This window comes from Aeromonas sp. S16(2024) (genome assembly GCF_041403065.1).
Taxonomy (GTDB): Bacteria; Pseudomonadota; Gammaproteobacteria; order Enterobacterales; family Aeromonadaceae; genus Aeromonas.
Genome location: NZ_JBGLQX010000006.1, coordinates 43,604 through 67,311 on the forward strand (window position 1 = coordinate 43,604; position 23,708 = coordinate 67,311).

At 64.3% G+C, this 23,708-nt stretch carries 23 protein-coding genes; 12 read left to right on the forward strand and 11 right to left on the reverse strand.

From position 1 onward, the window contains the following. Positions 1-49: 49 nt before the first annotated feature. A complete protein-coding gene (locus ACB030_RS06220; protein ID WP_371158647.1) occupies positions 50-568 on the forward strand; it encodes a tyrosine-protein phosphatase in 519 nt (172 codons plus the stop codon). Between the two features lie 153 nt (positions 569-721). Here the strand turns inward: ACB030_RS06220 and metA are convergent, their stop codons facing one another. After that, positions 722-1,675 (reverse strand): homoserine O-succinyltransferase, encoded by a 954-nt coding sequence (gene metA, locus ACB030_RS06225; protein WP_371158648.1) that lies wholly within the window; start codon positions 1,673-1,675, stop codon positions 722-724. A 144-nt stretch (positions 1,676-1,819) separates the two neighbouring features. Between metA and ACB030_RS06230 the strand changes: the two genes are divergently transcribed. Both ACB030_RS06230 and ACB030_RS06235 read left to right on the forward strand, forming a co-directional pair. Then, positions 1,820-3,058 (forward strand): HD-GYP domain-containing protein, encoded by a 1,239-nt coding sequence (locus ACB030_RS06230; RefSeq protein WP_371158649.1) that lies wholly within the window; start codon positions 1,820-1,822, stop codon positions 3,056-3,058. A 27-nt stretch (positions 3,059-3,085) separates the two neighbouring features. Next, entirely contained in the window at positions 3,086-4,249 is a 1,164-nt protein-coding gene (locus tag ACB030_RS06235) for a competence/damage-inducible protein A (protein WP_371158650.1), read from the forward strand. Between the two features lie 7 nt (positions 4,250-4,256). Here the strand turns inward: ACB030_RS06235 and ACB030_RS06240 are convergent, their stop codons facing one another. Then, a complete protein-coding gene (locus ACB030_RS06240) occupies positions 4,257-4,772 on the reverse strand; it encodes a metal-dependent hydrolase (protein WP_371158651.1) in 516 nt (171 codons plus the stop codon). Positions 4,773-5,185: 413 nt separating this feature from the next. On the opposite strand from ACB030_RS06240, the gene ACB030_RS06245 reads away from it, so the two are divergent. The 3 genes from ACB030_RS06245 to ACB030_RS06255 all read left to right on the forward strand — a co-directional run bounded on the left by ACB030_RS06245 (position 5,186) and on the right by ACB030_RS06255 (position 9,246). After that, entirely contained in the window at positions 5,186-6,850 is a 1,665-nt protein-coding gene (locus ACB030_RS06245; protein ID WP_371158652.1) for a FapA family protein, read from the forward strand. A 451-nt stretch (positions 6,851-7,301) separates the two neighbouring features. After that, positions 7,302-8,111 (forward strand): sugar-phosphatase, encoded by an 810-nt coding sequence (gene yidA / locus ACB030_RS06250; RefSeq protein ID WP_205642611.1) that lies wholly within the window; start codon positions 7,302-7,304, stop codon positions 8,109-8,111. Between the two features lie 364 nt (positions 8,112-8,475). Next, entirely contained in the window at positions 8,476-9,246 is a 771-nt protein-coding gene (locus tag ACB030_RS06255) for a gamma-glutamyl-gamma-aminobutyrate hydrolase family protein (RefSeq protein WP_371158653.1), read from the forward strand. A 67-nt stretch (positions 9,247-9,313) separates the two neighbouring features. Here ACB030_RS06255 and ACB030_RS06260 read toward each other — a convergent pair whose 3' ends face one another. The 7 genes from ACB030_RS06260 to ACB030_RS06290 all read right to left on the reverse strand — a co-directional run bounded on the left by ACB030_RS06260 (position 9,314) and on the right by ACB030_RS06290 (position 15,114). Further along, positions 9,314-9,688: a hypothetical protein gene (locus ACB030_RS06260; protein WP_307765349.1), complete on the reverse strand. Its 375-nt coding sequence runs from the start codon at positions 9,686-9,688 to the stop codon at positions 9,314-9,316. 122 nt (positions 9,689-9,810) lie between these two features. Continuing rightward, complete coding sequence (locus tag ACB030_RS06265) at positions 9,811-10,521, reverse strand: HAD-IA family hydrolase (protein WP_205642613.1); 711 nt, start codon at positions 10,519-10,521, stop codon at positions 9,811-9,813. A 388-nt stretch (positions 10,522-10,909) separates the two neighbouring features. Then, the gene (xerC, locus tag ACB030_RS06270; protein WP_371158654.1) at positions 10,910-11,863 is read right to left on the reverse strand and encodes a tyrosine recombinase XerC; all 954 of its coding nucleotides are present in this window, start codon (positions 11,861-11,863) and stop codon (positions 10,910-10,912) included. Further along, on the reverse strand, positions 11,856-12,536 hold the full coding sequence (locus ACB030_RS06275; RefSeq protein WP_205642614.1) for a DUF484 family protein: 681 nt from the start codon (positions 12,534-12,536) through the stop codon (positions 11,856-11,858). Before ACB030_RS06275 ends, xerC begins: the two co-directional genes overlap by 8 nt. Positions 12,537-12,743: 207 nt before the next feature. Beyond that, positions 12,744-13,574, reverse strand: coding sequence for a diaminopimelate epimerase (gene dapF / locus ACB030_RS06280; RefSeq protein ID WP_025325502.1), 831 nt, complete (start codon positions 13,572-13,574; stop codon positions 12,744-12,746). 62 nt (positions 13,575-13,636) lie between these two features. Further along, positions 13,637-14,887, reverse strand: coding sequence for a diaminopimelate decarboxylase (lysA, locus tag ACB030_RS06285; protein WP_371158655.1), 1,251 nt, complete (start codon positions 14,885-14,887; stop codon positions 13,637-13,639). A 20-nt stretch (positions 14,888-14,907) separates the two neighbouring features. After that, positions 14,908-15,114: a lipoprotein gene (locus ACB030_RS06290; RefSeq protein WP_025325500.1), complete on the reverse strand. Its 207-nt coding sequence runs from the start codon at positions 15,112-15,114 to the stop codon at positions 14,908-14,910. 73 nt (positions 15,115-15,187) lie between these two features. Here ACB030_RS06290 and cyaY point away from each other — a divergent pair, with 73 nt between their 5' ends. Together cyaY and ACB030_RS06300 are read left to right on the forward strand one after the other, a co-directional pair. Continuing rightward, entirely contained in the window at positions 15,188-15,502 is a 315-nt protein-coding gene (gene cyaY / locus ACB030_RS06295) for an iron donor protein CyaY (RefSeq protein WP_005330957.1), read from the forward strand. 14 nt (positions 15,503-15,516) lie between these two features. Then, positions 15,517-16,170, forward strand: coding sequence for an alpha/beta hydrolase (locus tag ACB030_RS06300; protein ID WP_371158735.1), 654 nt, complete (start codon positions 15,517-15,519; stop codon positions 16,168-16,170). Between the two features lie 93 nt (positions 16,171-16,263). Here the strand turns inward: ACB030_RS06300 and ACB030_RS06305 are convergent, their stop codons facing one another. Then, positions 16,264-18,783, reverse strand: a complete 2,520-nt coding sequence (locus tag ACB030_RS06305; protein WP_371158656.1) for a class I adenylate cyclase — start codon at positions 18,781-18,783, stop codon at positions 16,264-16,266. Positions 18,784-19,105: 322 nt separating this feature from the next. Here ACB030_RS06305 and hemC point away from each other — a divergent pair, with 322 nt between their 5' ends. Genes hemC through ACB030_RS06325 form a run of 4 tightly spaced genes read left to right on the forward strand, consistent with a single transcriptional unit; the run spans position 19,106 to position 23,063 of the window. Continuing rightward, entirely contained in the window at positions 19,106-20,035 is a 930-nt protein-coding gene (hemC, locus tag ACB030_RS06310) for a hydroxymethylbilane synthase (protein WP_371158657.1), read from the forward strand. A gap of 46 nt (positions 20,036-20,081) precedes the next feature. Beyond that, positions 20,082-20,816: a uroporphyrinogen-III synthase gene (locus ACB030_RS06315; RefSeq protein WP_371158736.1), complete on the forward strand. Its 735-nt coding sequence runs from the start codon at positions 20,082-20,084 to the stop codon at positions 20,814-20,816. Beyond that, the gene (locus tag ACB030_RS06320) at positions 20,813-21,889 is read left to right on the forward strand and encodes a uroporphyrinogen-III C-methyltransferase (RefSeq protein WP_371158658.1); all 1,077 of its coding nucleotides are present in this window, start codon (positions 20,813-20,815) and stop codon (positions 21,887-21,889) included. The genes ACB030_RS06315 and ACB030_RS06320 overlap by 4 nt, the downstream gene beginning before the upstream one ends. Positions 21,890-21,899: 10 nt before the next feature. After that, positions 21,900-23,063: a heme biosynthesis HemY N-terminal domain-containing protein gene (locus ACB030_RS06325; protein ID WP_139435507.1), complete on the forward strand. Its 1,164-nt coding sequence runs from the start codon at positions 21,900-21,902 to the stop codon at positions 23,061-23,063. A gap of 225 nt (positions 23,064-23,288) precedes the next feature. Here ACB030_RS06325 and ACB030_RS06330 read toward each other — a convergent pair whose 3' ends face one another. Beyond that, positions 23,289-23,540 (reverse strand): YkgJ family cysteine cluster protein, encoded by a 252-nt coding sequence (locus ACB030_RS06330; RefSeq protein ID WP_041206765.1) that lies wholly within the window; start codon positions 23,538-23,540, stop codon positions 23,289-23,291. Positions 23,541-23,708 lie beyond the last annotated feature (168 nt).

Genomic DNA, 23,708 nt, shown 5'->3' on the forward strand with positions numbered 1-23,708 from the left:
GGGGGCCAACAAGTTCGTTTGACGCCCCCTAGCACCGACAAGGATCCTCATGCTCAGTGCCCACCCCTTCTGGAGCCTGGAGGTCCCGCGCCTCGACGGTCAGCTGTTGCTCACCCCCTGCCCCGGCAACCAGCAGGTTGTCATGCCCCTCGCCCTGGCCCAGTTGCAGCTGGCCGGTGCCGGCGGGGTGCTCACGCTGATGACAAAGAATGAGCTTGCCGCACGCGGCGCAGAGTCCCTCGGCTCACTGGTCAGGGCCAGGGGCATGGCCTGGTTCCACCTGCCCATAGCGGACGATGAGGCCCCCGATGAAGCCTTCGAGCAAGCCTGGCACCCCGTGCTGCCGCAACTGCTCGCCCTGCTGCGCGAGGGCCGGCACCTGGCCATTCACTGTCACGGAGGGAGCGGCCGCACCGGGCTGGTGGCGGCCCTGCTGCTGATGGCTCTGGGCCAGCCCCAGCCGGAGGCCATGGCAGCCATCCGGGCCCGGCGGCCCGGCGCCTTCACCCTGGCCTGCCACCGTCACTGGCTCGACACTCGGGGGCGACGGCTGGCCGGGGCCGACTGAAGGAAGCCCTGACCCTTGGGCTGCTGATTGACTAGTGAACATCTTGCCCGATAGCGGATGAGCCGGCCCTACACCTGGCCCTTGGGTTGCTCGTAGGTGAACACCTTGCCGATGTCCTCCAGCCGATGTCGGGCCATCGCGGATGAGCCGGCCCTACACCTGGCCCTTGGGCTGCTCGTAAGTGAACACCTTGCCGATGTCCTCCAGCCGATAGCTGGTGAGCTGATAGACGTAGTAGTTGAGCCAGTTGGAAAACAGCAGGTGGCCATGGCTGCGCCAGCTGGCACGCGGCGTCTGGCCGGGATCGTCGTCCGGGTAGTAGTTGACCGGGATGACGGGGGTGAGGCCCGCCGCCAGATCCCGCCGGTACTCCCCGTCCAGGGTCAGGGCATCGTATTCGGGATGGCCGGTGACGAACACCTGGCGGCAATCCTTGGTCGCCGCCAGATAGACACCGGCTTCCTCGGACTCGGCGAAGATCTGCAGATCGGTGTGGGCGCGAATAAGATCTCCATCAAACGCCGCATAGCGGGAGTGGGGCGCGACGAACTCGTCATCGAAGCCACGCAGCAGCGGCTCGTGCTCATCGAGGCGGTGGTGGCGATAGACCCCTGACAGCTTCTCGCCGTGGGTCTGCTTCTCCATGCCGTAGAGCGCCTTGAGCGCCGCCTGCACCGCCCAGCAGAGGAACAGGGTGGAGGTCACATGCTGATGGGACCACTCGATGATCTCGACGATGCGCGGCCAGTAGACCACCTCCTCGAACTCCACCAGCCCGAGCGGCGCCCCCGTGATGATCATGCCGTCGTAGTTGTTGCCACGCACCTGCTCGAAGTCGTGATAGAAGTTCTCCAGGTGCGCCTGGGGCGTGTTCTTAGACTCCCGATCGTCTATGCGCAGCAGATCCACATCCACCTGCAAGGGCGAGTTGGAGAGCATCCGCATCAGCTGGATCTCGGTCTCTATCTTCTTGGGCATCAGGTTGAGGATGAGCACCCGCAGCGGACGGATGTTCTGGGTGACGGCCCGGGATTCCGTCATCACGAAGATGTTCTCCTGCCCCAGCACTTCGGCGGCGGGCAACTGGTCCGGGATCTTGATCGGCATGCTGACTCCCTGTACTGCATCGGTAAATATGTCTGGACATCTAGAAGCCTATAATAAAGCGCTCATCCTGTCATCAGATACCTTTTGTATTCACCCCTGCCTTTGACTAGCATACGGCTCTGTGTGTCTCTCGTGTCCAACCCCATGACAGGAATCAAGATCTCGGTAGACCGGCTGCAAGTCGGCAATTACGTCTCCCTGCCACTGGGGTGGCGTGAGCACCCCTTCCTGTTCTCCAGCTTCAAACTCAAGAGTGAAGAGGAGATAGAGCTGATCCGTCGGCTCGGCCTCAAGCTGGTCACCATCATTCCCGACAAGAGCGACGCCCCTCCCAAGCCCCTCGATCGGGTGCAAGCCGTACCGGATGGCACTGGCGATCTCGTCGACCGCCAGCAGGAGATGCAGCAGGAGAAGACCAGGCGCATCGAGCAGTTGCAGCGCTATCGCCGGGATCTGCAGCAGTGCGAGAAGCATTTCCAGCAATCCCTGGCCCAGGTGCGCAACCTGATGGGCAAGATCCAGTCCCGCCCCCTCAACGCCATCAATGAAGCCCAGGAGCTGATCAACGCCATGACGGAGCAGCTGCTGTCGGTGGACGAGATGGTACTGCACCTGGTCTCCGACAGCGCGGATGGCAACAGCCTCCAGTTCCACTCCCTCAACGTCAGCGTGCTCAGCATGCTGCTGGCCAGGGAGTGCAAGCTGCCGGCGGAGGCTATTCGCCAGGTCGGCATGGGGGCCCTGTTCCACGACATCGGCAAGCTGAAGATCCCGAGCCAGATCCTGCGCAAGACAGCCCCCCTGACCAAACCGGAGCAGAACCTGGTGGCCCAGCATCCGCGCTATGGCCTGGAGCTGCTGAGCCTGGCCAGTGACTTCCCGGAGCCCGCGAAGCGCATAGTGCAGTACCATCACGAATACCTGGACGGCAGCGGGCCACAGGGGCTCAGGGGGGATCAGCTCGACCCCCTGACCCAGATAGTCTCCCTCATCAACGAGTACGACAACCTCTGCCACCTGCAGGCCAAGGTGCCCTACTCGGCCCTCGGCAACCTCTACAAGCAGCGCAAGGCCCAGTTCAACACCGACCACCTCGGCATGCTGATCCGCCTGATGGGCATCTATCCGCCCGGCAGCGTGGTGCAGCTCTCCAACGGCCAGGTCGGGCTGGTAATGTCGGTCAACGCCTCCCGCCTGCTCTACCCCGCCGTGCTGGTGTACGATCCCCGCATCCCGCGCCAGGAGGCGGCCATCATAGATCTCGAGCAGGCCGAGCTGACGATTGCCAAGGTGATCCACCCCAAGCGACTGCCCCCGGCTGTGTTCGAGTACCTCAACCCGCGCACCCGGATCAGCTACTACTTCGAGCACAACAAGCCCTGATCGGGGTCCACCACCCAAGGAGTCTGCATGCGTATCGAGATCATCAGCACGGGGGACGAGATAGTGACCGGCCTGGTGGTGGACACCAACGCCGCCTGGCTCAGCGCCCTGCTGCTGGAGCAAGGCTGGCAGGTACGCCGCCGCCTCACAGTGGGAGACAACCTCGCGGATCTGAAGGCCGCCTTGCAGGAGAGTGCCAGCCGGGCCGAGGTGGTGCTGGTGTGCGGGGGCCTGGGCCCCACCGCGGATGATCTCACCGCCCAGGCGGCGGCCGAGGCCTTCGACCAGCCCCTGACCCTGTTCCCCGACTGGCTCGCCACCATGACCGAGCGCTACGCCAGCCGGGGTCGCACCATGCCCCAGAGCAACAGCAAGCAGGCCTGGCTGCCCCAGGGCTGCGAGATCCTCGACAACCCGGTCGGCACCGCCTGCGGCTTCGTGGTCAGCCACCCGGCCAGCCACGGCCAGAGCCGGCTCTTCTTCACCCCGGGCGTGCCGTTCGAGTTCAAGCAGATGGTGCGAGAGCAGATTTTGCCGCGCCTCAAGGCGCTGGCGGGAGAAGAGACGGACACCGAGCTGCGCCGCTTCTATACCTTCGGCATCTCGGAATCCGCCCTCTCGGACAAACTGGATGCCGCGCCCTGGCCCGTCGGCATCGAGCTCGGCTACCGCTCCTCCATGCCCCTCATCGAGCTGAAACTCATCGGCCATGGCGCCAGCGCCACCGACATGGCGGCCGCCGAGGCGCGCCTGCTCGGGGAGATAACCCCCTGGCTGGTGGGACGGGGAAACGAGGAGCCGGCGCAGCAGATCCTGGCCCTGCTGGGGGAGCGGCCGCTGCGGCTGCAGGAAGGGGAGAGCCGGGGCGCCCTGCTGGCCATGTGCCACCCGCATCCGGGGCTGGAGGCCAGCTTCAGCCACAGCCTCCCCTGTGAGCTCGGCCATCTGACGGGGAGCGAACGGGAACCCAGCCTGACCATAGGCAGTGCGGGCCCAGGCGGCGTGCCGCTGCTGCTGTGCGCCGACGGGCGCCGAATCGGCCAGCGGGTGAAGCTAAGTCACCCGGATCCCGAGAGCGGGCGCCGGATCCTCGCCTTCGCCGCCCTCGACATGCTGCGCCGTCACCTGCAGGGCTTGCCGGTGCTCGCCGACTACCTCACCCTGACCAGAACCGCCAGCCGCATCGACTGATACCGGGCTAGAAGGCGCCGAAGCCCATGTTCCCATGCACCCAGTACCCGGCGAGCGCCAGGGTCAGCAGGCAGAAGGCCCTCTCGTAGCCCCCGCCGCTCTTGAGGGGCAGGCCGGGCAACCGAAAGCGTCGGCGCCAGGGCCAGAACAGGGGAATGCCCATGGGGGTGAGCCAGTCCCCCAGCAGGTGGCTGAGGTAGCCGACGATGAGGGCATCCTTCATCACCCCGGACAAGGGCCCGGGTGCCTGGAACTGCGCCAGTCCCCATATCCCCAGGCCCACCGCCAGCAGGCTGTGGGTAAAACCGCGATGGCCGAACAGGCGGGAGAGGGGCCCCGAGATCCAGGGCAGCTGCCGACCGAGCAGGGACTGGGGGTGATCGAGATCCGGCAGCAGGGCGCTGGTCAGGGCCATGGGCACTATGTGCCACAGGCTGCCTTCGGCCAAGGCCGGAGTGAGTTCGACCTTGTGGGCAAGCAGGGCGCAGGTGACGGAAAACAGCAGGTGGCCTTGGGCGGTCATGGGGCTCGTTCGGTTGGGCAAGAGGGCAGTATGGTCGGCAGCGACCCGCGTCAACGCCGCTGGGCGGCGGCAGATTAAAATCCCTTGAACCGCCTCTGGCAAGGTGAATCGTATCGCCACCCTGAACTTGATGCCCATCGGGGGCGGCAGTCGGTGAAATAATCAGCAGATACCGCCACATACACCTCATTTGACACTCAGCAAGCGGTCGAGCCACCGCCATCAGCCCAACTCCCCGTCACAGAGTATTTCCTCAACCCGGCTCACCCATTTGCACTCGGCTCGTTGACCCGGACGGCGAAATGTCAGAATACTGCGGTTCTTGGCCGCCCTGGCGGCATAGGCTCTTGGCAAGGATCCCGCCCCCGGCCACTGGGGGGCTAGCCGGATCGGGACAACGAAGGAGGATCCCGGTGTTAAGCAAAGCGTGGTTTCAGCTGTCGGCAGACATGACCTATGTCTGTCTGCGCATTACCCCGGGCCTCACCGAGCCCGTCCAGGAGCAGCATGTCCTGGCCCTGCTGCGGCTCTCCAACTGCCGACGCTATCAGCCCCTCGACGAGGGGATCCGGCAGGCCGTCGCCCTGCTCAACACCCTGTTGACCCAGCCGGACGCCCCCTCCCACCCTCCCGTGCCCATAGCCCAGCGGCAGGATGCCCGGCTCCTCATCCTGGTGGACAAGGACCAGATGAGCGCCAGGGCCCAGATCACCGCCGACTGGGGCGGCAATCCCCTGACCCTGGCGCAGTTGCAGGAGGCAGTGGCGGCCAGCCCAGTCAAGCAGGGGGTAAGCGAGCGGCTGCTCGCCGCCGCCATCAAGGGCGCCAGCGAGGCGCCCCCCGGCACCCTACTCAACCCCGTCATAGCCCTGGGCAAGGCGGCCAGACACGGCCTGGATACCCGTCTGGAGCGGCTGGTGGAAACGGCGGTGGAGCGGATCCTGAGGCCCCAGGAGGTGGACCACGGCAAGGTGGACATGCGCGATCTCGGCACCCTGCTCACCGTCAAGGCGGGTGCCCCCCTGATGCGGCGCCACCCCGCCACCCAGGGTATCGACGGCTTCACGGTGACGGGCCAGACCCTGCCCGCCCGCCACGGCAAGGAGAGCGCCATGACGGCGGGAGAAGGCACCTGCTTCTCCCCCGAGGATCCGGATCTGCTGCTGGCGACCCGCGCCGGGCTGCCTTGCCAGGAGCGGGCCGGCATGAGGGTGGACGAGGTGCTGAGCGTCAAGCAGGTCGACATCCGCCACGGTCACGTCATGTTCGAGGGCTCCCTGCTGGTCACCGGGGACGTCATGCCCGGCATGCGGATCAAGACCAGCGGCGACGTGGTGATAGGGGGCTTCGTCGAAGGGGGCTATATCGAATCCGGCGGCACCATCACGGTGCGCAACGGCATCATAGGGCGCAAGCTGGAGGGGGATCAGTACCTCTGCCACCTCAACGCCGGGGGCGAGATCCACGCCAGCTATGCCCAGTACGCCAGGCTGGAGGCCGATGGCGACATCCATATTCAGAGCCAGCTCAGCCACAGCTATTGCCGCAGCGGCCAGGACCTCAGGGTCGGGGACAGCGCCATGCGCAAGGGCCATCTCATCGGCGGCATCAACATCGCCAACCGCCTCATCATGGCCCCCGTGCTCGGGGCCTCGGCGGCGAACCGGACCCGGCTGCAGATCCTCGGCGGCTACTTCAGCCACAAGGAGCAGGAGCAGGCCCTGCGTCAACGCAAGCAGGCCTGCCGGGAGCAGCTCGACAAGCTGCAGGATCTCATCCTGCGACTGCTGCAACAGCCCAGCGACAGGCGCAATCCCGAGACACTGCAGAAGATCAAGGCGCTGCGCACCCGTCAGCTGGACGAGAGCAAGTCACTCGACGAGCAGCTTGCCGAGGCGCAGCGCGAGCTGCAGGCCCTGATGGCCAACATGGACATCATCGCCACCCAGCGCCTCTTCCCCGGCGTCGAGGTGGAGATGGCCCATCACCACAACAGGGTCGACATAGAACACGGCCCCATCCACTTCGCCATCCGGGAAGATCAACTGCAACTGACCCCCTATCAGGGCCAGCGCTGAGAGGCGCCACTGCCCCTCTTAAGCGATGGCGGCGTGATCCCGGCGGCGATTTTCGCTACACTCGGCCTCCCCTTGGCCCCATAGGGCGGGCCGGCCAGGCTCAGGTAGTGAGAAGATGTACAAGCTGATCGCATTGGGTAGCGCTGGCACCCTGCTAAGGCGCCAGTCAGAGGCAGCACCGCCCATGCAACCCTTCAACTCGTGATCCCGGCGGCGATTTTCGCTACACTCGGCCTCCCCTTGGCCCCATAGGGCGGGCCGGCCAGACTCAGGTAGTGAGAAGATGTACAAGCTGATCGCATTGGGTAGCGCTGGCACCCTGCTAAGGCGCCAGTCAGAGGCAGCACCGCCCATGCAACCGTTCAACTCGTGATCCCGGCGGCGATTTTCGCTACACTCGGCCTCCCCTTGGCCCCATAGGGCGGGCCGGCCAGACTCAGGTAGTGAGAAGATGTACAAGCTGATCGCATTGGATATGGATGGCACCCTGCTGAACCCGCAAGGTCAAATAACCCCCCGCACCCATGCCGCCATCGCGGCCGCCCGCGACCAGGGCGTTACCGTAGTGCTGACCTCGGGCCGCCCGCTGGAAGGCATGACCCCCTATCTGGCCGAACTGGGCCTCACCGGCCAGGATGACTACGTCATCTGCTACAACGGCGCCCTGGTGCAACAGGTCGCGGATCAACGCATACTGCGCAGCCAGCTGCTGACCGGCAGCGATGCCAGCGCCATCGCCCATCTGGCCTCTGAGCTGGGGATCAACGTCCACGGCTTCTCCGTCCGCCAGGGCCTCATCAGCCCCAGGGTCAGCACCTACACGGAGCACGAGTCCCAACTGATCAAGATGCCGATCAACCTGGTGGACTTCGCCACCCTGCCCGCCGACGAGCAGATCATGAAGGTGATGATGATAGACCCAGAGCCCCAGCTCTCCCGCGCCATCGCCCAGCTGCCCGCCGAGCTCTATGAGCGCTACACGGTGGTGCGCAGCTCCCCCTACTTCCTCGAATTCATGAACAAGCGAAGCAACAAGGGCACCGGTGTGGCCGCCCTGGCGGAGCACCTGGGCCTCACCGCCCACCAGGTGATAGCAGTGGGCGACGCGGGCAACGACCGCCACATGATCGAATATGCCGGACTCGGGGTCGCCATGGGCAACGCCACCGACGAGATCAAGGCGCTGGCGCAGCACACCACGGCCCGCAACGACGAGGATGGCGTGGCCAGGGTGATAGAGCAGTTCATCCTCAATGCCTGAATCGACAGGGGCCTGCGGGCCCCTTCTGCTATCCGGCTATCAGGGCCGAATGTTTAATATATCCACCACGCCTTTCCCCCATCCCCCCGCCAACTGACGCTCAATCCCCTGCTACGGGGACTCAAGCTGGCTAAGTCATTATCGAAATTAACATTCCGGCATCATTTCGTTTGACATATTGAACGGCCTTGGCAGACTGGGATCGGGATCCAGGCTGTCATCGCCCAGGCTGACCGACGATTCTGGCACTGCGGCACGACCCTGATCCCATGACCATGCCTTGAGGCATGCCCTTGCGAGCGTGAGGCGGCAAGGGCCTTCCCAAGGCGCAGGATGAGACCGCCAAGGATAGCCAAGGTGACCTATGCCCAACCCCAGTTCCCATTCCAAGCCCGTCGTGCTGATGACCATGGGGGCCCAGGCCCGCAGCGGCCACGCCTATCAGGTAATGACCCACAAATACATCACCCCCCTGGTGGAGATCAGCGGCTGCGTGCCCCTGCTGGTGCCCACCTGCTGCGGGACAGCTGATCTGGAGCAGTATCTGGATCTCGTCGATGGGGTCTACCTGAGCGGGGCCGGATCCAACATAGATCCCGCCCTCTACGGCCAGGAGAACCTGACCCCGGAGAAGGCCCAGGACAGGGACAGGGATCTGTTCGACATAGCACTGGTGCGCGCCGCCCTCGATCGGGGCCTGCCCCTGCTCGGCATCTGCCGCGGCATGCAGGAGATCAACGTGGCGCTGGGCGGGGACATTCATCAGAAGGTCTATTGCGAGCCCGGCTATGCGGATCACAGGGAGGATGCGGACGATCCCGTGGAGGAGCAGTATGGTCACAGCCACCAGGTGAGCCTGGTGCCCGGCAGCTGGTTTGCCGACCTGATGGGGGAGGCGCAGATCCCGGTCAACTCCCTGCACGGCCAGGGGATCAGGCGCCTTGGGGAGGGGCTGGTGCCGCTGGCCCATGCCGAGGATGGTTTGATCGAGGCCATTCATGCCCCCGCCCTCTCCCCCTTCCTGCTGGCGGTGCAGTGGCACCCGGAGTGGAAGGCGAAAGAGAATCCCCACTCCATCAAGCTGTTTAGCGCCTTCGGCGACGCCTGCCGCCAGTATCGGCAGCGGGCGGGCTAGTCGCCGAACCCCTTGCCCTTCAACTTGGGCAGGGCCCCGCGAACGGGGCGCAGGGGCAGCGGGTCGGCTAGTCGCCGAATCCCTTGCCCTTCAGCTTGGGCAGGGCCCCGCGATCGGGACGCAGGGTGCGACAGACATCCAGCCCCTTGAGGCCCCGCTGGACATGGTCAGGGGCCTGCCCCAGCACCATGCCATTGCCGCGATAGAGCCGGGCCTCTTCCAGCTCGAACAGCTCGCCGCCGATCAACAGCTGTTCACGGCCATCGACCACCTTGCCCCGCTTCAGGGGCAGGGTCATGTCCACCAGTATCTCGCCGGTGGCGCACCCTTCACGCCAGCGGGCCTGATCCGAGAAAGGCGAGATGACGATCTCCCGCCAGGATCCATCCCTGAACTCCATCCGGTAGTGGTCGCGAAACAGATCGCAGCCCGCCAGCACCATGGGGATGGCCAACCAGATGACACTCTTCTTTCTACTCACGCCCTGCACTCCCTTGTCAGTCGGTGCCAAGGATAAATAAATAGCCTCTCATGCGCATCTTTTTCCCTGCGCCTCGGAGTGGATCAGAGCAGCAGCCCTGCCAGCTCGTCGAGGGTAGCGAGCTCCACATCCGGCAGCAACTGCAACGACTGCCAGGGCAGCCGGCGCTCGTTGAGCCAGGCGGCCCGAAAACCGTGCAACCTGGCCCCCAGCACGTCCGTCTCGGGATGATCCCCCACATGGAGTATCTGGCCGGGGGCGAGCCCGAGGGCCTGCTGCACCTGCACGAACATGTCCGGCGCCGGCTTCATCCTGGCCCCGGCCCCCGCCTTGCAGACCAGGGTGAAGTAGTCCGCGAGGCCGGCCTGCACCAGATCCAGGTTGCCGTTGGTGATCACCGCCAGGGGGTAGCGTTCCGCCAGACGAGCCAGCAGGGCGTGAGTTGCCTCGCTCACCTCTATCTTCGAGCGCTCGGCGAGAAAGGCGGCGAACACCCGCTCTGCCTCCTGCTCCGCCCGGGAGGCGGCCATGCCCCCCTGCACCATGGCCTCGCGGATGCCGTGCTGGCGCGCCAGGCTGACGTCCTGACCCAGCTCGGGTCGGGCCAGCAGCAGGTTGCGCTTGAGCTCGAGCCAGCGTGGCTTGTCCAGCATGGCGGTGGCCAGGTATTCGCTGCGCAGGTGGCTCAGCATCCACTGCTCGGCCCGCGCTATGGCGGGGCCGTTGTCATAGAGGGTGTCGTCAAGATCAAACGAGATGGCGGCCACCGGCTGCCAGCGACGGTAGAACTGCATGGTCATTCCTCTTTATGGGGCTGTTCCCGTTACCTGTTATCAAACCCATTCCCCTCATCCCCAACCCTTCTCCCACGAGGGGAGAAGGGGGCAGAACCATTCGAGCGCAGTCGCTTTTATTCATCTTCCGGGGTAGCAGGATCCCGCTTGGCCCTCGCGAATGGTGCGCTGTCATTCCCTTGACCCCTTGACCCCTTGATAACTGGCAAAGCTCACTCATCTTCCGGGGTATCGGGATCCCGCTTGGCTCTCGCGAATGGTGCGCTGTCATTCCCTTGGCCCCTTGATAACTGGCAAAGCTCACTCATCTTCCGGGGTGTCGGGATCCCGCTTGGCCCTCGCGAATGGTGCGCTGTCATTCCCTTGGCCCCTTGATAACTGGCAAAGCTCACTCATCTTCCGGGGTATCGGGATCCCGCTTGGCCCTGGGGTGGGCACTGTCATACACCTTGGCCAGATGCTGGAAGTCGAGGTGGGTATAGATCTGGGTGGTGGAGAGATCGGCGTGGCCCAGCAGCTCCTGCACCGCCCGCAGATCGCCGGAGGACTCCAGCATGTGGGTGGCGAAGCTGTGGCGCAGCTTGTGGGGATGGACATGAGCATTGAGCGCCTGCTTGTTGCCCCAGCCGTCGAGCCGCTCCTGTACCGAGCGGGCCGATAACCGCTGGCGGCGCTTGGAGACGAACAATGCCTCCCCCTCGTCCCCCGCCAGCAAGGGCCGCACCTTGAGCCACTTCTGCAGCCACTCCACCGCCATCCTGCCCATGGGCAGCACCCGCTCCCGCGACCCCTTGCCGGTGACCCTGAGCTGGCGCTCATCGAGCTTCACGTCCGCGAGGTTGAGCCCCACCAGCTCGGCGAGGCGCAGACCGGAGGAGTACATCAGCTCCATGATGGCGCGATCCCGCACCGCCAGCGGATCCTGCTCGTCGGTGATGTTGAGCAGCTGGTACATCTCGTCCACATCGAGGTTTTTGGGCAGCGGCCGCCCCTGCTTGGGGGTGACGATGCCGCGGGCCGGGTTGGCGGTGAGCCGCCCCTGGCGCACCTGCCAGTCGCAGAAGCTGCGCAGGGCAGAGACCTTGGTGGCGAGGGATCGGGGGGCGAGGCCTGCCTTGTGCATCCGGGTCACCAGGCTGCGCACCTGGCTCGCCTCGAGCCGGGCCCAGTCATCGACCCCCAGTCTGACCAGCTCGGCGGCCATGGCCTCCAGATGGGCCTGATAGTTGCTACGGGTATGAGGACTGAGCTGGCGCTCGACCCTCAGGTATTCGATAAAGGCGGTGAGCTCCCCCGCCAGGGCGGGAGGCAGGGGGTCGGCGGCGGGGGGTGCCTTAGCCACGAACCAGCTCGGGCAGACGCAGTTGCAGCAGACGCCCCAGCTGACCCAGCAGCAGGGTGTCGTTGTGGGGGCTGAAGTGGCTGGGATCCGAGCTCGCGAAGGCCAGCACGCCGAGATCCCCGAGCCGCATCAGGGCCACGGAGTTGACCAGCACGTCGCTGCCAAACAGCGCCTGCTTCTCGCTCTGGTTGAGCCGCCCGAAGTAGTAATCCGTCCCGGGCAGCCGCTGGCCCAGCAACTGATCGAGCTGTTTGCCGTCCGCCAGGAAGCGCTGCTCCGGGCCGCTCAGCTGGAATTTCTTCGGGCTGAGCCAGAGGCGCAGGCCGGTCAGCCGCAGCCGCTGCACGAAGGCCTTGCCCATCACGGCGCTCAGCTCGAACAGGGTCTGGCAGCCATACAGCTCGCCATAGAGATCCGCATAGACCCGGAAGATCCGCTCGTTCTCGCTGGCGATCCCCATCAGTTCGGTGATCTCCTGCTCCAGCTGCTCGATGCGCTCGCGCTGTCTGTCCAGCTGACGCTCCACCAGGGAGATGGTGCCCTTGTGCTCATGGGGAATGCGGATCCTGTCCAGCATGGCCCCGTGGCGCTGGAAAAACTCGGGGTAACGGGCCAGGTACTCCAGCACTGTGGCTTCGTCCATCAGTGATTCCTGCCGTTTGAGTTCGCTCATAACTTGGTTGATCCATCCGAAAAAGGGGCACAGGGCCCCGACATTACCGTGTGGCTGCGCGGAGGAGGTCCCCGCTCGATGCCTATAACGCTATCTGGCCGTCGAATACATGCTCGGCGGGCCCGCTCACTGGCTTACAGCTCTATCTGACCATCAAAGACATGCTCGGCCGTGCCCGTCATATGCTCGACTGGCCCGCTCACTGGCTTACAACTCTATCTGGCCATCAAAGACATGCTCGGCCGGGCCCGTCATGTAGACCGGCTGACCCGGCCCCTTCCAGGCGATGGTCAGCTTGCCCCCCGGCAGGGTGACGGTGACCCGCTCCCTGAGCTTGCCCTGGCTGATGCCGATCACCACGGCGGCGCAGGCGCCGGTGCCGCAGGCCAGGGTCTCCCCCACCCCGCGCTCGAACACCCGCAACTTGATCTCGCTGGCGCTGACCATCTCCATGAAGCCGACGTTGACCCGCTCGGGAAAACGCTCGTGGCGCTCCATGATGGGGCCCAGAGTCTCCACCGGGGCATCGGCCACCGAGGGCACCTCGATGACGCAGTGGGGATTGCCCATGGAGACGGCACCGCACATCACAGTGTGATCCTGCGCCCGCAGCAGGTAGGTCTTCTCCGCCTTCTGGGCCCGAAACGGGATCTTGCCCGGCTCGAACTGGGGCACCCCCATGTTGACCGTGACCTGATTCTCCCCCTCCAGCTGCAGGGTGATGCGGCCACGGGCCGTGCTGACCGCGATGCGGTCCCGGTTGACCAGCCCCTTGAGGCGCACGAAGCGGGCGAAACAGCGGGCACCGTTGCCGCACTGCTCCACCTCGCTGCCATCGGCATTGAAGATGCGGTAATGGAAGTCGAGCTCGGGATCATAGGGCGGCTCCACCAGCAGCAGCTGATCGAAGCCGATGCCAAAGTGGCGATCCGCCAGCTTCTTGATGACGTCGTTGCTGAAAAACACCTTCTGGGTGACGCCGTCCACCACCATGAAGTCGTTCCCGAGGCCGTGCATCTTGGAAAATTCAATCAACATCGCGCGTTCCTGTCTCACCGTTAATCACGCTCTCACCTGGAGGAACGCTGAAAATCCATTCATCACGGCAGCAGATGCTCGCCACGCCAGAGGTCGGCCAGCTGCTCCCGCTCACGGATGAGATGGGCCTGGTCACCGTCCACCAGCACCTCGGCCGCACGGGGACGGGTGTTGTAGTTGGACGACATGGTGAAGCCGTAGGCCCCGGCGGAACGCACCGCCAGCAATGAGCCCTCGGCAATCGCCAGGGTACGCTCCTTGCCGAGGAAGTCACCGGTCTCGCACACCGGGCCGACCACGTCATACAGCGCCTTCTCGTGGGTCGTGCGGCTGTCCACCTCTATGATGTTCATCCAGGCGCCGTAGAGGGAGGGGCGCAGCAGATCGTTCATGCCAGCGTCGATCAGGGCGAAGTTGCGGGTCTCGCCAGGCTTCAAGAACTCGACCCGGGTCAGCAGCACGCCGGCATTGGCGACGATGGCACGGCCCGGCTCGAACAGCAGGGTCAGATCCCGGCCCGCCAGCTTCTGCTTGAGCGCCTCGGCGTACTCGGTCGGGTGCGGCGGCTGCTCGGCGCCATAGTTGACCCCGAGACCCCCGCCCACGTCCAGGTGATGGATCTGGATACCTTCGGCCGCCAGCTCGTCAATGAGCTTCAGCAGCTTGTCCGCCGCCTCCATAAAGGGATTCAATTCAGTGAGTTGAGAGCCGATGTGGCAATCCACCCCCTTGATCTCGATATGGGCCATGGCCGCCGCCTTGCGGTAGATGGCGGGCGCCTGCTCGATGGGGATGCCGAACTTGTTCTGCTTGAGGCCGGTGGAGATATAGGGGTGGGTGCCGGCGTCTATGTCCGGGTTGACCCGCACCGAGACCCGCGCCTTCTTGCCCATGCTGCCAGCGACCCGGTTCAGGCGCTCCAGCTCGGCTTCCGACTCCAGGTTGAAGCAGAGGATCTCTTTCTCCAGCGCGAGGCGCATCTCGGCCTCGCTCTTGGCGACGCCGGAGAAGACCACCTTGGCCGGATCTCCCCCTGCCGCCAGCACCCTGGACAGCTCCCCGCCGGAGACGATGTCAAAGCCCGAGCCCAGGCGCGCCAGCAGGTTGAGCAGCGCCAGGTTGGAGTTGGCCTTGACCGCGTAGCAGATCAGATGGGGAATGTCCCCCGCCGCCTGATCGAAGGCGTGCCAGTGGCGCTCCAGGGTGGCGCGGGAGTAGACATACAGCGGGGTACCGTACTGGTCGGCGAGCTGTTGCAGGGGAAGCTGCTCGGCCTGAAGCTGGCCGTCGGCGTCGTAGTTAAAGTGATCCAAGGGGGCGGTTCCTTCCTAGATTATTGCGGCGCGGCCTCGGAGGCCGGTTTGGCGGTCGCAGGCGAGGCGGCTTGCGGTGTACTCTCTGTCTTGGGCTGTGCCGGTGTTTGCTCGGTGGAGACGGGCTGCTCGGCCGGTGGCATATAGAGTGGCCCCGTCAGGCCGCAGGCGGCCAACCCGAACGACAGCGACGCGGCAAACAGGCACTTGGTGAACTGGGTAATCATAATGGTTCGCTGCGAAAAAATTTTTGGCCCTCTATAATCGCACTCACATTGTTAAAAGCAACAGGATAAACCGATGAAGGATCACGAGTATCACGCCCTGACCGACGCCTTTTTCCAGTATGTGGAAGACGTTATCGACGAGGGGTATCCGGATATCGACTGCGAGCGGGCCGGCGGTGTGCTGACCTTAAGCTTCGAGAACAAGACCAAGGTCATCATCAACAAGCAGGAGCCCCTGCACCAGATCTGGGTGGCCACCCGGGAGAACGGCTTCCACTTCGAGCTGCGCGGTGACAGCTGGATCGACAACCGCTTCGGCGACGAGCTCAAGGCCCTGCTGACCCGGGCCTGCACCACCCAGGCGGGCGAGCCCGTCCGGTTCCCATGATGGCAGAATCTCCCATGATGGATCTGCATCCCCAGGGTGCCCGTCATGCGGTGATCTGGCTGCACGGGCTGGGGGATTCCGGGGCTGGGCTGGCCCCGCTGGTGGACGCGCTGGACTTGCCTGCCACCCTGCCGGTCCGTCACCTGCTGCCCGATGCGCCTGAGCGGCCCATCACCATCAACATGGGCTACAAGATGCGCGGCTGGTACGACATCAAGAGCTTCGACGACCCGGCGGATCGCGCCGTGGAGTCCCATGTGCGCGAGTCCGCCGATCGTATCGCCGCCCTGCTGGATCGGCTGGTGGCCGAGGGCTTCGCCCCGGGGAACATAGTGCTGGCCGGCTTCTCCCAGGGGGGCGTCATCGCCTCCTTCACCGCCCTGCGCTATCAAGCAAAGCTGGCGGGCCTGCTCTGCATGTCCACCTATCTGGCGGCGCCCGAGCAACTGGTCGAGGAGATGAGCGAGGCCGCCCGCGCCCTGCCCATCTGCTACATGCACGGCATCTATGATGACGTGGTGAGCCTCTCCATGGGCTGGGATGCCAAGAACCGGCTGGAGGCGGCGGGCCTCAGCCTGGAGTGGCACGAATACCCCATGCGCCACGAGATCTGCCGCCCCCAGCTCGGCGACATTCGCCACTGGTTGCTGGCGCGCCTCGGCGCCTGATGTAGCACCACAGATAGAACAACGGCCTGCATCATGCAGGCCGTTTGTTTTCATCCCTTCCGGCGATGTGCCCGGCACATCATCCCGCTTCCATCACCCTACTTCCCGGGCAGCCCCCGGATTGTCCCGCTGCGGATTCTGGCTGCGGTAGGGGATCACTTCCAACTCATCGCCATGTTGCACGATTTCATAGTACTGGGGCAGGTTGAAGTTGCTGAACTGGCCCGCATTGCTGAAACGCTCGTGGCCCGAGGTGTAGAAGCGGTTCACCCCCTGCACCAGCTCATCCTTGTTGCCGGCAAAATGCTGGTAGATCTCCACCCGGTTCGCCTCGTCCAGGATATAGATGTTGGTGCCCGCATCTCGGGTGTCGAAGAAGAACTGCACCAGCCCTTCGCTGGCGTAGGCGTCGACTATGTCGGGCAGGTGCTGGCTGTGGGTCTTGTCGAGCCGCAGCGGCAGGTGATCCAGCTTGTTGTGGGAGATGTGGCGGTAGAAGTCGATGGCGTTTTCCAGCTTCTTCACCGAGACCCCGCGCCGCTCGAAGAAGATGCCGTACTTCTCCCGGCCAAGGGCCAGCGTCTTGACCAGCTGCTGCTTGTCGCGGGCCAGACGCAGCTCTATGCATTCGGCCACCAGTTGCTGGAAGCGGGTGCGCACCAGGGAGCGGAAGTGCTGGCTGTAACAGAACACCTCTATCATCTCGGGGGCGGCGGCATCCTGGTGCATCTTGCCGAGTATGGTAGTGAGGGCATCCACCACCGCCTCCTCCCCCTGGAAGTGCAAGGTGCGGATCTCGCTCCAGGAGTTGCGATAGACGAGATCAACGGATCCCACCAGACACTCCTGATTGCGACCGAACGAGAACACATCGGCAGCATTGGCGTCAAACTCGATCACCTGACCCATCCAGTGGCTGGTCGGATCCGTCTCCAGGTTGAGGAAGATGGAGAGCTGGTGGATCTCGCAGGGGCGGCTCAGGGCCAGGTTGGTGGCGCGAGGATACTTGACCGGGAAGGTCCCCGAGAGGTCGCGACAGAACTGGTGCAGGTTGTCGATGTGCAGATCCGAGCCCTGATTGAACAGGTGCACCCTGGACTGGGGCGTCAGCAGACCGTTGAAGTAGGCCCAGGCCACCAGCTTGCTGATGTAGCCGTTATATTCGAGCGGCGCCCGGCCAATGATGTCCACCGGATCCAGCGAATGCTTGTAGAGATACCAGCCGGCGCGATTGAGGCGGCCGTGGGGCACCTGCACCAGGCTGAGATCCGGCTCGCTCAGATCCGGCGCTATGGTCAGATTGATGCGCTGCACCTTGCCCGGCAGGCTCTCGAAGGCGGCATAGAGCTTGCGCGACAGTATGCCGATATCTTCCGGATTGATGGACTCGCTGATGTTGTTGCGGCGGGCGAACTGGATGAGGTTGCGGTAGCTCTGCATCAGGGCCTCCAGCAACTCGGCATGGGCCACCTTGACGTCCTCGACCTTCCACTCCTGGCGATGATCCAGATGATACAGCCGCTCCGGGCTCCAGCCCCAGTAGGCCACCAGCTGGGCCATCTGCTCCCGGCGCCAGTCCGGGGAGTGCTCCTCCTTCGGGTGGCTCAGGCCGTCACACACCTTGAGGTAGAAGCAGCGACGCACCAGATCCAGGCGCTGCATGTCGCCGATGGACTTGAGGTAGTTGGTCACCTTGTCCAGCATCAGGCAGTAGTTGTCGAGCCGGTAGTGCATCCCCTCGTTGTGCTGGAACCAGTCGCGGCTGGTCACCGACAGCAGCCGAGTGTTGGGATACTCGTGGGAGTAGGCCTCCATCAGCACCGACTTGAGCACCGCCTTGTAGGGGGAATCTATGCCCTTGTAGAGCTGCCACAGGGCGGAGCCGAAGTACTCCTCGGCGGGAATGCGATCAAAGCCCCCCAGATCGAGCCAGTCATCCTGGCTCAGCTTGCCGTGGGCGAACAGGCCGTTCACATAGTCGTCGTAGTGATCGTCATATTCGGCAGGCACCAGATACCAGAGCAGCCGCTTGCCCGCGATGTGCATGGCGCTGCGGTAGAACTCGTCGAGCAGCAGCAGGTGCTGGGCACTGCCGCAGCTCTCCCCCTGCATCTGGGCATCGTTGCGCTGACGGAACTTGTCTTCGGGGATCAGGAAGAAGTTGAGATCGACCCCGCGCTGCTCGGCCCACAGGGAGAGGTGCTGGCACTTGATATCCAGCAACTCGAGCCGCTCCTGCGACAAACCGGCCACGTGGCAGACCCAGATGTCGAGATCCGAGTGGCAGCACTGGCCGATAGACGAGGTGCTGCCCATGGAGTAGAGCCCCTGGATCGACTTGTCGTGGGTGCTGAGGCCGCCCTGACAGTTGGCGTTCTGGCACAGATCCTGGATGAAAGCCTGCTGGGCCTCGTTGGCGACGAAACTCCAGATACCATGAGGCACGTCCCCTGCCACATAACCTGGCAGAAGGGGATGATTGAAGTGCAGCATGACAGGCAGCAGTTGGAAGACCTGTTGCCCATAGCGACTCATGAGATCCAACGCTCGTTGCGTCTTGAGACGATTCAGCTCGTCGTAGCGCGCCACCAGCGTGTCGAGTTTTACCAGCAATGCCCTACCTATGGGGAAGAGAAATGACGCACCAAAACGGGGAGACGTCAAAAAAGTGTGATCATGTTAACAATGCAAACAGCAGTGGTAAACAAGCCCGCACACAATCACCGGATTATTTCTGGCAAGCCGAGTAACGGTATCAGTGGAAAGCAATAAAAAATAATATTTTCAATTAGTTGTAGTCATATAATGATCGGCTGAAAATTAATTTCAGCGACCCTTTTTGAGCTTGGCCCCGCTTTTGCCGGCTGCGCCATGAAAGCCCCAGCAAAGGGTGGTAAGATCGTTTTCCTCACTAAAGATGAAACAACTGATTGATATGGCAGCCCGAACCCTGAGAATTGCCACTCGCAAGAGCCCACTGGCCCTGTGGCAGGCCAACTTTGTAAAAGATCGGCTGGAAGCCCTCTATCCCGATCTGCGAGTCGAACTGGTCCCCATGAGCACCCAGGGTGACAAGATCCTGGATACGCCGCTGGCCAAGGTCGGCGGCAAGGGGCTCTTCGTCAAGGAGCTGGAGACTGCCATGCTGGAAGGGCGTGCCGACATCGCCGTCCACTCCATGAAGGACGTGCCGGTGGAGTTCCCGGAAGGGCTAGGCCTGCACACCATCTGCGAGCGCGAAGACCCGCGCGATGCCTTCGTCTCCAACCGCTTCGACCGGATCGACGCACTGCCCCAGGGGGCCGTGGTCGGCACCTCCAGTCTGCGCCGCCAGTGCCAGCTGCGGGCCGCCCGTCCGGACCTGGTGATCCGCGACCTGCGCGGCAACGTCAACACCCGCCTCGCCAAGCTGGATGCCGGTGAGTACGACGCCATCATACTCGCCGCCGCCGGCCTGAAACGGCTGGAGATGGCCCATCGCATCACCGCCTTCATCGAGCCGGAGCAGAGCCTGCCCGCCAACGGTCAGGGCGCTGTTGGAATCGAGTGTCGCCAGAACGACCATGAGCTGCACGCCCTGCTGGCACCGCTGGAGCACGCCGAGACCCGCATCCGGGTGCTGACAGAGCGCGCCATGAACCGCGCCCTGCAAGGGGGCTGTCAGGTGCCTATCGGTGCCTATGCCCTGGTGCAGGGGGACCAGGTCTGGCTGCGCGGCCTGGTGGGCAGCCCGGATGGCACCCAGGTGATCCGGGACGAGATCCGCGGCCCCCTGGCGGACGGCGAGGCACTCGGCCACGCCCTGGCCCAGCGTCTGCTGGCCGCTGGCGCCGACGCAATTCTAGCCGAGGTCTACCGGGCATGAGCGCGGTCCTGGCCGGCTCATGGTCACCACCCCGGAGCGCCACCTGATGGTCCCGCTGGTGGTGCGCCCGGCCGCCCAGGCCGCCCTGCTGGTGCAGCTGCTGCGCCAGCAGGGCCATGCACCACTGTGCTGCCCGCTGCTGGAAACCCGGCCGGGCAGTGAACTCCCCCGCCTGCCCGAATGGCTGCCCCAGACTGACATCATCATCGCCGTCAGCGCCCATGCCGTTAAATTTGCTCATCATTTTCTGTTGCAAACTGGTCTGACCTGGCCACATATTGACTACTTCGCGGTCGGTCAGGCCAGCGCGGATGCCTTCGCCGAGGTGGGAGTCCAGGCCCTCTGCCCGGCCGATCCCCGCAGTGAAGGCCTGCTGGCCCTGCCTCCCCTGCGAGGGGTGAGCGGCAAGCGGGTGCTGATCCTGCGCGGCAACGACGGGCGGGATCTCATCGCCCGGACGCTGGCCTCACGCGGCGCACTGGTGCACTATTGTGCCACCTATGAGCGCCACTACCCCGATCTCGACGGGGACGCATTGACCCGCCACTGGCAGGCAGCCGGCCTCGACAGCCTGCTCATCACCAGTGGTGAACTCTTGCAGCGGTTGCTGGCACTGGTGCCCGGCCCGCAGCGACCCTGGCTTTATGACCGCCTGCTGGTGGTGCCCAGTCCCCGGGTGGCCGAGATGGCCGAGGGAGCTGGTTTTACCCGTATCGTGATTGCCCAAGGTGCATCCAACCAGGCTCTGGTGGCCGCCCTGGAACTGAGGAAGATGGAATGACTGAACAGCAAGAAGTCCAGCCGAGTGCCGCGGCCCCCGTGGCCGACAACAACAAGCCCGAGCACAAGGCCGTCGGCAACAAGAAGGGCGGCGCCGGCGTCGTCCTCGGTGGCGTTGCCATCCTGCTGGCCCTGGGGCTGACCGGCGGCCTCTATCTGCACGGCCACCAGAATGCCGTCGCCCAGCAGGCCGAACTTGGCGCCCTCAAGCTGCAACTGGCCGAGGCCATGGGCAAGCTGGATCAGAGCAACAGCAAGGATGCCGAACAGTTCAGCGCCCTCGGCAAGAGCCAGCAACAGCAGCAGGAGGCGCTGGACGCCCTGCAGCACAAGGTGCTGGATCTCGACGACAAGCGCCCCAACGACTGGATGCTGGCCGAATCCGAATACCTGGTGCGCATGGCGGGCCGCAAGCTGTGGCTCGAGCATGATATCGTCTCCGCCATCACCCTGCTCGGCAACGCCGACGAGCGGATCAAGGCGCTCAACGATCCCAGCCTGATGCCCATTCGCAAAGCGCTGGCGGAAGACATCGCCAAGCTCAAGGGGATGCCGCGGGTCGATCGCGAGGGGCTGACCCTCAAATTGGCCGCGCTCTCCGATCAGATAGAGCTGCTGCCCCTCTCCACCGTGAGCATGCCAGAAGCCAAGGCCGAGCCGGATCAGGCAGTCAGTGCCAATCCGGACGAGTGGGAGAGCAATCTCAAGAAAAACTGGGTCAAGTTCACCGAGAACTTCATCACCATACGTCGCCGCGACGGGGCCGTGGAGGCCCTGCTCTCCCCGCAGCAGGAGATCTTCCTGCGGGAGAACCTCAAGACCAAGCTGTTGCAGGCCCAGCTCGCCGTCTATCGCGAGCAGCAGGCGCTCTATACCGACAGCCTGGAGAAGGCCCAGCGCTGGCTGACCCAGTACTTCGATACCGACAACAGCGCCACCCAATACATGCAGTCCGAGCTCGACAAGCTCAAAGGCGAGCAGATCCAGTTTGACTACCCGGATCAGTTCAAGACCCAGGCCATGCTGGAACAGGTGCTGACCGAGCGCCTGCAACGCATCCTGGCCGGCAACTGAGGAGGAGACCATGATTCGTCTGATCGTCGTGGTGGCCGTGATGGTCGCGGGCCTGATTTTCGGCCCCGAAGCGTCCGGCAACAAGGGCTATGTGCTCATCTCGCTCGGCAACTACACGGTGGAGTCTTCGGTCACCAGCGCCGTGATCCTGGCGGTACTCTTCTACGGTGCCCTGCTCATCGTCGAGTGGGTGCTCGGCCGGGTGTTCGGCCTGCGCCGCAAGACCCAGGGCTGGTTCGGCTCGCGCCGTCGCCGCAAGGCGAACCTGCAAACGGTGAATGCCACCCTGGCCATGGCCGAGGGGCACTACAACCAGGCCGAGAAGCTGCTGATCAAGGGGGCCGACAACAGCGACACCCCGCTGCTCAACTACCTGAGTGCCGCCAAGGTGGCCCAGGCCAGAGGCGATGACGTGCGCCGGGATCACTACCTGCAAAAGGCGCAGGAGGAGAACCCCAAGGCCGAGCTGGCATTGACCCTGATCCAGACCCAGCTGCAGATAGAGCAGGGCCAGTACGACAGCGCCCTCGGTCGGCTCGAGTCCGTCTACGCCCTGCACCCGCGCCACCCCATGGTGCTGGATCAGCTGCGCCAGGTCTATCTGGCCCGGGAAGACTGGGCGGCCCTCATCGATCTGGCCCCGGCCCTGCGCAAGGTGGGCAAGTTGACCGCCCAGCAGGAAGAGGCGCTGCTGCACCAGGCCTGGATTGGCCGTCTCGAGGCCGCCAGCGGCGCCCTCGAGACCCTGCGCCCGGTGTGGCAGGCGCTGCCCCGCAAGCTGCGTCAGGACCCCGCACTGCTGGCCAGCTACGGGGATCGTCTGCGCCGGCTCGGTGCCGACAGCGAGGCGGCCGACCTCTGGCTGGAGGCCCTGCGCAAGGATCCCTCCCCCGAGTTGTTCGCCCGCCTGCCCAAGCTCAGGCTGGATGACTATCAGCCCATGCTGACCCTGCTCAAGAAGATCCAGGATCAGCCGGGCGCCGAGGCGGCACTGGCGCGAGTCTACCTGCTGGCCGGCCAGCTGGACGAGGCCCAGCACCTGCTGGAGCAGGAAGTAGCGAAGCGGCCGGATGCCGCCCTCTACCATGCCCTCGGGCAGGTGATGGACAAGCGCCGTCTCACCAACAAGGCCAACGAGTACTATCGTCAGGCCCTGCAACTGGCCGACGTCTGACCCGAGTGACAGAGAAAACCAAAAAAGGCCGCGATTGCGGCCTTTTTCTATTCCGGGTTGCCCCGCGTTGATTCGGGGAGTTTCTCAGCCCCCTTCTCCCCTCGCGGGAGCAGGGGCGGAGATGAAGGGGTCACGCTTTTTCTCCCTTCTCCCCTCGCGGGAGAAGGGGCGGGGATGAGGGGGTCACAAGCAACCCCTCTCTCCCTGAGGGAGAGGATCCAGGGCTCAGGCCGTCAGCCGCTCCATCTCGCCGATAAGCCAGACGGCCTCCTGGCGGTGCGAGCCGCACACATCCTGCATGGGTCTGAAGCTGCTGCACACCGCCGGACGCTCGGGCTGGCCGAAGATCTTGCAGCCCAGCCACGCGTCGAGCTGAACACAGGGAACACCAGCCGGCTTGCCCTCCGGCATGCCGGGGATGGCACTGCTGATACTGGGGGCTGTGCAGCAGGCACCGCAACCTTGACGACATTCCATATGATGCATTCCTGTGCATGGCGAAGCAGTCTATCAAAGGGCCCCGATTCCCCTTAGCCTTATCCGCCCTGTCCCTCGAAATAGTCCAGGCCCCGACGGGCGGGCAACAAAAAGCCCGACGGCAGCAGCGGTCGGGCTTTTCAGTGACGGGGCTTCCGCGCATCAGAG